This window comes from Geomonas sp., from assembly GCF_056994735.1.
The window spans coordinates 1-8314 of sequence record NZ_JBXKJL010000114.1 but is presented as its reverse complement, the minus strand read 5'-3'; the positions used below and the strand labels follow the sequence as shown (position 1 = coordinate 8314).

General features: G+C 61.3%; 9 protein-coding genes. 8 read left to right on the top strand and 1 reads right to left on the bottom strand.

The window, feature by feature from the left end; genetic code table 11:
• The first annotated feature begins 606 nt into the window (after window positions 1-606).
• The 8 genes from AC11W3_RS05475 (at window position 607) to AC11W3_RS05440 (ending at window position 7710) form a co-directional block, all read left to right on the top strand.
• The gene (locus AC11W3_RS05475; RefSeq protein ID WP_484092615.1) at window positions 607-1449 is read left to right on the top strand and encodes an ACP S-malonyltransferase; all 843 of its coding nucleotides are present in this window, start codon (window positions 607-609) and stop codon (window positions 1447-1449) included.
• Window positions 1439-1876, top strand: coding sequence for an acyl-CoA thioesterase (locus tag AC11W3_RS05470; RefSeq protein ID WP_484089449.1), 438 nt, complete (start codon window positions 1439-1441; stop codon window positions 1874-1876). The genes AC11W3_RS05475 and AC11W3_RS05470 overlap by 11 nt, the downstream gene beginning before the upstream one ends.
• A complete protein-coding gene (locus AC11W3_RS05465; RefSeq protein ID WP_484089450.1) occupies window positions 1876-3252 on the top strand; it encodes a lipid biosynthesis B12-binding/radical SAM protein in 1377 nt (458 codons plus the stop codon). Before AC11W3_RS05470 ends, AC11W3_RS05465 begins: the two co-directional genes overlap by 1 nt.
• Before the next feature lie 33 nt (window positions 3253-3285).
• Window positions 3286-4026 carry a 3-oxoacyl-ACP reductase family protein gene (locus AC11W3_RS05460; RefSeq protein ID WP_484089451.1) on the top strand — a complete coding sequence of 247 codons (741 nt, stop codon included), beginning with the start codon at window positions 3286-3288 and terminating at the stop codon, window positions 4024-4026.
• 120 nt (window positions 4027-4146) lie between these two features.
• Window positions 4147-5361, top strand: coding sequence for a beta-ketoacyl-[acyl-carrier-protein] synthase family protein (locus AC11W3_RS05455; RefSeq protein ID WP_484089452.1), 1215 nt, complete (start codon window positions 4147-4149; stop codon window positions 5359-5361).
• Window positions 5362-5426: 65 nt separating this feature from the next.
• Entirely contained in the window at window positions 5427-6476 is a 1050-nt protein-coding gene (locus AC11W3_RS05450) for a beta-ketoacyl synthase N-terminal-like domain-containing protein (RefSeq protein ID WP_484089453.1), read from the top strand.
• Window positions 6436-6882: a 3-hydroxyacyl-ACP dehydratase FabZ family protein gene (locus AC11W3_RS05445; RefSeq protein ID WP_484089454.1), complete on the top strand. Its 447-nt coding sequence runs from the start codon at window positions 6436-6438 to the stop codon at window positions 6880-6882. The genes AC11W3_RS05450 and AC11W3_RS05445 overlap by 41 nt, the downstream gene beginning before the upstream one ends.
• A 219-nt stretch (window positions 6883-7101) precedes the next feature.
• Window positions 7102-7710 (top strand): LolA family protein, encoded by a 609-nt coding sequence (locus tag AC11W3_RS05440; RefSeq protein WP_484089455.1) that lies wholly within the window; start codon window positions 7102-7104, stop codon window positions 7708-7710.
• A gap of 121 nt (window positions 7711-7831) precedes the next feature.
• On the opposite strand, the gene AC11W3_RS05435 is transcribed toward AC11W3_RS05440, so the two are convergent.
• Window positions 7832-8314 (bottom strand): hypothetical protein (locus AC11W3_RS05435; RefSeq protein ID WP_484092614.1); only part of this gene is annotated, 483 nt, incomplete at its 5' end.

Below are 8314 nucleotides of genomic sequence, written 5' to 3'. Positions count from 1 at the left end.
CTGAATATTCACACAATTGATCTCAGCTTGAGAGTGACGTCTTGAAGACGCTGGAGCAGAGGTAGTGGCAAAGGAAGAAGCCGGTTCTTGAAGCAGTGGTTCAGCTTTTCCTCTGTGCCCCTCTGTGTCCTCCGTGGTTTCTGCTTTTGCTTTGGGTTTACCTGTTTCCGGGATTTAGCTTGAGAAGATTTTATCCCGGATATCCTGTTGTCCCATCCCTGTCAAACGCTTTTTCGTCTTTGGAGTCCGCATGAAGTGCTTCATGTTTCCAGGAAAACCGCTTTCGCGTGCTGCCTCCCTCCCCGAAAAAATCGTTCAAAGGGATAGACAGGATTGACAGGATAAAACCAGACACAGAAGCGACGACTGAATTTTCACACAATTGATCTCAGCTTGAGAGTGACCTCTTGAAGACGCTGGAGCAGAGGTAGTGGCAAAGGAAGAAACGGTACTTGAAGCAGTGGTTCAGCTTTTCCTCTGTGCCCCTCTGTGTCCTCTGTGGTTTATGCTTTTGCTTTACGCTGTTTCCGGGATTTAGCTTGAGAAGATTTTATCCCGGATATCCTGTCCATCCCTGTTAAACGCTTTTGAGTCTTTGGAGCCCGCATGAAGTGCTTCATGTTTCCAGGACAACCGCTTTCGCGTGCTGCCTCCCTCCCCGATGACGCCGATTTCGCGGAGGTCAGGAACATGGTGCGTCGCGTCACGCGTCTGGACCTGGGCTCCTTCGAGTGGATGTCCGGGAAAGGCACCGAGAACGTCAAGCTCCAGATCCTTGGGGTGGCCCAGAGCCTCTACCTCCTCCGGACCTTGGGCCGCCGCGGGATCGATCCCGATATCGTTGCCCAGCACAGCATGGGCATCTACGCCGCACTGGTCGCCTGCGGCTCCCTTGACGAACCGGAGGCGATCGAAATCACCTGGCGGGTCGGGCTGGCCATGGCCCGCCTGGGAGTCTCCGACCGCTACGCCCTGGGCTGCGTCATCGGCCTCACCTCCGACCGCGTGCTGTCCCTCGCCGCCAACAACGGGGTCTACCTCGCCAACCATAACACCTCCCGTCACTTCCTGCTAAGCGGACAAGAGGATGCCATCGAGCAGGCCGTCGCCGAAGCCATGCGGACCGGAGCCTTCTCGGTTCGCACCTTTCATTGCGACGCGCCCCTGCACACGCCACTGATGGAGCCACTGGAACAGGAACTTCTTGCTATCTTCAATGACTACCGCTACCGCGATCCCGCCTGTCCGCTGCTGAACCATCTGGACCAGCGTTACCTGGGCTCTTCCGACATTCCGGATTTCATGCTGCGGGAGCTCACCCTGCCGGTCTACTGGGAGAAGAGCTATCGTGCCCTGGTGCTGGCGGGGGCAAAGGATTTCACGGAAGTCGGGGCGGGAGATTCGCTGAAAAAATACAACCGCTGGATCGAGGGGGAACTTGCAGCCTGAATCCGCAGCCAAATACCACGAGACTCCCATCCGGGTACGCTTCAGCGAGGTCGATTCCTACGGTATCGCCTGGCACGGCCATTACGTCGCATGGATGGAGGAGGGACGCAACGATCTGGCCGGCCGTTTCGGCATGGATCCCGCCCAGATCGCCGCTGTCGGCTACCAGGCGCCGGTGGTCTCGCTGGAGCTCAAATACCTGCGACCGGCGCGGTTCGGGGACGAGCTGGTAGTGCGAACGTCCGCGGTCCGCAGCGATACCGCCACCCTGGAATTTCGTTGTGTGATCGTCGGCGAAGACGGCAAGAAACTGGCCAGCGGCCGCAGCGTTCATGCCCTCACCGACCGGTTCGGGGTGCTGCAGTACACCTTGCCGGAGCCGATCGGAGAGAGGCTGGCAGCGCTTCTGGACCACATGGGTACCTGATGGACATCCTGCTCGTCTCCGCCAACAGGGAGAGAAATCCCTACCCGGTCTTCCCTTTGGGGCTTTCTTATCTCGCCGGGCCGCTGGCGGGACGCGGGCATCGCCTCCGGGTGCTCGACCTGTGCTTTGCCGCGGACGTCGAAAAGGCCGTCACCGAGGCGCTGGCTGAATTCCGCCCCGGTGCCGTCGTCATCTCCATCAGGAATATCGACAACGTCACCTTCCCGGGGACCCGCTCTTATCTGGCCGGGGTCAAGGAAGTCGTGGACCTCTGTGCCGGCAAGGCTGTCGTCATCCTGGGCGGCTCGGGGTTCTCCCTCATGCCGGCGGAGCTGCTGGCTCGTTTGGGCGCCGATTTCGGTGTCGTCGGCGAGGGGGAGGAGGTGTTGCCGGAGCTCATTGCCTCGCTTGGGGAGGGGAGCCGCGTCTCGCTTCCCGGTGTCGTCGTCAAAGGGAGCGACACTTTCCTCCCCGCAGCCCTGGTAAAGGCCATAGGTCACCCCGACCGGCAGCTTTTCCCGGTGGAGCGCTATCACCACGAGGGGGGGATGGCCAACCTGCAGACGAAGCGGGGATGCCCCTTCTCTTGCATCTACTGCAACTACCCCCTTCTGGAGGGAAACCGGGTCCGGCTCCGCCCGATCCCCGAGATCATCGCGGAGATCAGGTCGCTCACCGACGATCACGGCGTCAGCTACATCTACTTCGTCGATGACATCTTCAACTACCCACCCGAGTTCGCTGAGGAGCTCTGCTGTGCGATGCAGTCGGAGCAGTTGCCGATAAGGTGGTCGGCCTTCGTCAATCCCGGCTTTGTCAGTCCCTCTTTGATAGATGCCATGGTTGCGGCCGGCTGCGATGCCATCGAATTCGGCACCGACTCCGGATCCGGCCCGATGCTGGCGAACCTCGGGAAATCCTTCGGCGTCTCCCAGATACGCGGCGCCTCCAGGCTCTGCCGCGCCGCAGGGGTCGCCTTTGCCCACTACATGCTCTTCGGCGGGCCGGGTGAGAGCGAGGAGACGATCGACGAGACCTTTGCCCTCGCCGACGAACTCGAGGCTGACGCCGTGATAGCCATGACCGGCATCCGCATCTTCCCGGGCACCGCTCTCCATGGACGCGCCATAGCGGACGGAGTCATCACCGCAAAGACGCCGATGCTCGAGCCGGTTTTCTACATCTCGCCCCCCCTGAAGGGGACGCTGTGCGGGCTGGTGGCCGAGCGGGCGCTGCCGCGCAGGAACTGGGTGGCGCCGGGGATGGCGCTGAACATGAGCGATGCCATGCTCGAGGCCCTGCGCCGTTTCCCGGTCCGGGGGCCGATGTGGAAACACGTGAAGCGGCTTTCCCGCAGCAGGATGAAACCGATGTGAAGCCTCCCCGAGGGGAGTGTTATGGGAGGGGCCATGAATTTCGAGGGGAGATCGATCATCGTCACCGGAGGTACCCGCGGCATCGGGCGGGCGATCTCGCTGCACTTCGCCGGCCTCGGCGCCGACGTCACGGCGGCATACCTGGCCAATGACGCCGCAGCCGGGACGCTCACGGATGAGGCCTCTGGTCTGCCGGGCACGGTAGCGGTGCTAAAGGCTGACGTCGCCACTTCCGACGGGGCTAAGGCAATCGTCGAGGCCGCTTCCAAGGCAACGGGCTCCATCGACGTGCTGGTCAACAACGCCGGCATCATGCGGGACGGGTACCTTCCCATGATGTCCGACACCGATTGGGACGCTGTCCTGCGGGGCAATCTCTACCCGCTCTTTCACTGCTGCAAATGGGCCGTCCGCAAGATGGTGGCCAGGAGGCGGGGCGTCATCATCAACATCTCCTCGGTCTCCGCCTTTTCCGGCACGGCCGGCCAGACCAACTATGCGGCCAGCAAGGGGGCCGCCGTCAGCTTTACCAAATCGCTGGCACGAGAGGTCGGGCCGATGGGGATTCGCGTCAACGCCGTCGCGCCAGGACTCATCGAGACCGAGATGATCGCCTCCATGAAACCCGAGATGGTGGAGAAGATAGTCAAAGTGGCGGCCTTGGGTAGAATCGGCAGGGCCGAGGAGGTTGCCGAGGTGGTCGCCTTTCTGGCCTCGGAAGGTGCCTCCTATATCACCGGGCAGTGTTTGGTGGTCGATGGCGGGATAACCTAGCGAGAACTGCATCATGGACGGCAAGTTCCCCACCCCCAGCCCCCCTCCCTCAAGGGGAGGGGGATTGGAGGCGTTAGGTGCGGAGTGGGTGCCTTGCCGAGACGGACAAGCGAGGGTGTCATGAAAGCTATGAGAAGAAACAGGATAGCCATTACCGGACTAGGCATCTTCTCGGCAGCGGGAAAGGATGTCCCGTCATTCACGGCTTCGCTTCTGGATGGCACCAGCGCCATCGGGCCGGTCGATCTCTTCGATGTCGAGCCCTTTCCCTCCCGGATCGGGGCCCAGGTCCGCGGCTTCGACCCCCTCGACTACTTCACGGCCAGGGAGGCGGCGAAACTGTCCCGGGTCGACCAGTTCGGTGTCATAGCCGCCGGGGAGGCCCTCCGGGAAAGCGGCGCGGCCGGCCATTATTCCCCCTATGACATCGCGGTCTGCGTCGGCGCAGGCGCCTCCGGGATGCTACAGTGCGAGGAGTGGCTGCAGGGAACGATGACAGGGCGGAAGGTGACCCCTTCGCTCTTGCGGGGGCTGCTGCCGGACCGGACGGCCACGGCCGTGGCCGCCACCTACAACCTCTGCGGCTACCAGTCCAGCATCACGACCGCCTGTTCCTCTTCGGCCAGCTCCATCGGGTGGGGTGCCGACCTGGTTGCCACCGGCAGGGTAAAGGCCGCCGTCTGCGGCGGTTCCGACTGCCTCTCCGTTCTTACCTTCTCCGGCTTCAACTCGCTCAAGGTGGTTGATCCCCAACCGTGCTCCCCTTTCAGCCTCGGCCGCCAGGGCATCTCCCTCGGTGAAGGCGCCGCCTTCATGGTGCTTGAGCCGGAAAACGAGGCCAGGCGGCGAGGCGCGGTGATACACGGCTATATCCTCGGATATGCCGTGGCCGGCGAGGCCTTTCACATGACCGCCCCCGACCCGAGCGGGGCAGATTCGGCCAAGGTCATCATCGAGGCAGTCAACCGCGCCGGGGTCGAGTTCGATGATGTCGGCTGGGTCAATGCCCACGGCACGGGAACGCCTCTCAACGACGCGGTGGAATCGAAGGCCATGAAGCTGGTCTTCGGCGACCGCGCCCCGCAGGTTCCCCTGGTCTCTGTGAAGGGGATGACCGGCCACTGCCTCGGAGCCGCCGGGGCTGTCGAGGCAATGGCCACCGTACTGGCGCTCAGGGAGGGGATCATCCCCCAGACCCTCAATTTCAGGGGCACCGACCCCGAATGCGACCTTGACTATTGCCACCACGGCCCCAGGAGCAGCGATAGCACGATCGCCATCTCGAACTCTTTCGCCTTCGGGGGCAACACCACCTGCCTGGTACTCTCGAAATGAGAAGGTATGGGCAGGACGACCGACGGGCCGTGGCCGGCCGGAAGACACATTTGGAGGGAGATCCCGTGAATAGTGGATACGACGACATTGTCATCTCAGGTGTCTCCGCAATCTCGGCTGCCGGTGTGGGAACTGATCCGCTGGTGGAAGCGGTCAAGGGGGGCACCTGCCAGCTGCGACCCGTGCCGGAAGACGTGCTGGGCGAGAGGGGCCACTTCTGGGGTAAGGCAGAGGCCTTCCGCGCGGCCGACTTCATGTCGCCGCTCAAGGCACGGAAGTTCGACCGCTGCAGCCTCCTTGCCGTGGTCGCTGCCGGGATGGCCCTTAAAAACGCCGGCATCGAGCCGGGGGCCATAGATCCCGGCCGCATCGGTATCGTCCTTGGCTGCGGCTTTGGCGGCATCGCCAACGCAGAAGAGTTCCTGAGAGGCTATTTCACCTCCGGGGCAGAGGGACTGGTGCCGATGCTCTTCCCCAACATCGTACCCAATGCCTCCGCCAGTAACGCCTCTATCGAATACAAGCTGAAGGGACCGAACGTAACCACCATTCAGCGCTTCTGTTCCGCGGAGTCTGCCTTCCTGCTGGGCAAGCGCTTCCTCGAAGAGGACCGGGCAGACGTCATGCTGGTCGGCGGGGTGGATGAGGTCTTTCCCGCCATGCTGAAGGGATTGAAGGCAATGGGGCAGTTGCGGAGCTTCGGTGCCGGCTTCAGTGAAGGCGCCGGTATCCTGGTGCTGGAAAAGGATTCCCATGCCCGCAGACGGCAGGCTCCGATCCTGGCGGGGGTAGGGGAGGTGAGGACCATCGGGCGGCTTTCGCCCGGAGCCGTCGATGAAGGTATAGCCAGACTGTTGCCTGCACCCTGGACCGCCGATGTAATCTCCCTCTCCGGGACCGCGACCTCCGATGAGACACTTTTGCCCCGTCTGCCTGATGTCCCCCGCCTCGACACCGGCCGGATCCTCGGCCGTTCGCTCGCCATGGGGGGCCTCGCCCTGGCCGCGCTGGTACTGACCCTCGAGCCGGGCCGGACAGGGCTGCACTTGGCGGCATCACCGGAAGGGCCCTACTATGCCATCGAACTCACCGGAGGGGATTCTGTTCCATTCTGACCCCGCTGCCTATCTTCCCCACCGGCCGCCGTTTCTGTTCGTCGATCGCGTCACCAGTCTTGAGGCAGGCGTCGCCGCAACGGGAGAGTTTGCCGTCACCGCGGAAGGCTACTTCCCCACTATCTTGCTGGTAGAGGCCATGGCGCAGCTAGGTGGCATCGCCGCCGGCCAGAGGGACGGGGAGTCGGGGGTGCTGGCGGCCCTGCGCGCGGTGCAGCTTCCCGCAGCGGTGAGGCCGGAAGCGAAGCTCTCCATAAACTCCCGTGTGGTGAGGGCCTTTGGCCAACTGGTCCAGGTTGAAGGCGAGGTGTGGGAGGGATCCGCTCTCATAGCCTCGGCGACCCTCACCTTGGCTGTGGAGGTGACTGCAAAAGTGAAACTGATTAGCGCTAATCTTCCGCTATGAGATTGTCATCCCCGAATGCCCTTATCGGGGATCCAGATATCACGTCGTTTAGGAGCTGGATTCCCGATCAGAATCGCTTCGGGAATGACAGCTTTGGAAGCTGGCGGAAGATTGGTATTAATCAGGAAAGTGAAAGCCTCTTTTTGAAAAGTAATGTGACTCTGCCCGGTTCCGTCCTCTCCAGGGAGCGGGCCAGGGTGGGGAGGGGATAACCTGGAAATGAAGAAGATGATTTTTTTGCTGCTGTCTTTGCTGCTGGTCACCGTCATTTCCGCCGAGGCGGCCGGGGATCCCGCACTCGAGGCGATGGAGACGCTGCGCCGCGGCTTCTCGACCATGAAAGACTTCACCGCGGACATCACCCAGGAAAAGCATCTGGCCATGATGAAGCAGAGGCTGAAGTCCAGGGGGGTGGTGAAGTTCAAGAAGCCCGACACGTTTTACATGGAGCTGTACCCGCCTCATGCCAGCAGGCTTCTCCTGAAGGATAATGTCATGACCATGCGGCTTCCTGACCAGGGGGTGACGAACAGGATGACCTTGCCCCCCGAAGAGGGGCTCGTGAAATGGTTCGACTACCTGGCCAAGCCTGCGAACACCCTTCCGGAAGGGGTGGACGTCAAGGCGGAGCGGCACGGAAAGTTGTGGATCATGCAGCTCTTCCCGAAGAGCAAGGGGGCGGTGAAGCAGCTCACCCTCAACTTCGATCTCGAGGGGAAGATCAGCAGGATACTCATAGATGAATGGAACAAGGACAGGACCATACTTACATTCAGCAAAATTCGCCGCAACGTGGGATTGAAAGATTCCGACTTCCGCATCGAATAGGCTGTGAATGGTGAATGGTGAATGGTGAATGGTGAATGGTGAATGGTGAATGGTGAATGGTGAATGGTGACTTCCAAAGGGGCGCCAGTCATCATTCAACGGTTTTACATCAGCTTCGGCTTCAGGTGATGTTGACCTCTTTGCTGACACTGCCACCTTTTGTGTCTGTCAATGTCAGGGTCCCTGTTCCGGTAGCCTCGCCGGGTACTATGGAAAGCTCCAGTTCGCTGTCACTCCCCACTTTCAACTGGTCTGCCGTTATGGAGGTCTCATTTCTGGCCGCGTCCCGCCAGCTTGCGGTTATGCCTGTGGTGAAGTTTTTACCTGTGATCTTCAAGATCACAGGCGAGTTCCCGCGCGGAATATCTCCTATGGGAGCAACGGTCAGGGGATTGGCGCGGAAGGAAATGGCGGCGGATTGTCCATCGCGGTTCACGAGATTCAGGGTGTGGTCACCCTTCAGGTAGTCAGCTTCGTCTATGAGATCAACGAGGAGCTCGTTATTGAAGGAGGGATCTGCGGCCTGGTCCTGGGGCTTACTCGCTCTCACTTCGAATCCCTTTGAGTCCAAGACGTTGCCGTCCACTGTCACGGTAGCGTCTTT

Excerpts from the sequence above, each read along its gene's own strand:
- AC11W3_RS05445 (WP_484089454.1), top strand. The coding sequence starts at position 6,436 with ATGCCATCGAACTCACCGGAGGGGATTCTGTTCCATTCTGACCCCGCT.
- AC11W3_RS05465 (WP_484089450.1), top strand. The coding sequence starts at position 1,876 with ATGGACATCCTGCTCGTCTCCGCCAACAGGGAGAGAAATCCCTACCCG.
- AC11W3_RS05460 (WP_484089451.1), top strand. The coding sequence starts at position 3,286 with ATGAATTTCGAGGGGAGATCGATCATCGTCACCGGAGGTACCCGCGGC.
- AC11W3_RS05440 (WP_484089455.1), top strand. The coding sequence starts at position 7,102 with ATGAAGAAGATGATTTTTTTGCTGCTGTCTTTGCTGCTGGTCACCGTC.
- AC11W3_RS05475 (WP_484092615.1), top strand. The coding sequence starts at position 607 with ATGAAGTGCTTCATGTTTCCAGGACAACCGCTTTCGCGTGCTGCCTCC.
- AC11W3_RS05455 (WP_484089452.1), top strand. The coding sequence starts at position 4,147 with ATGAAAGCTATGAGAAGAAACAGGATAGCCATTACCGGACTAGGCATC.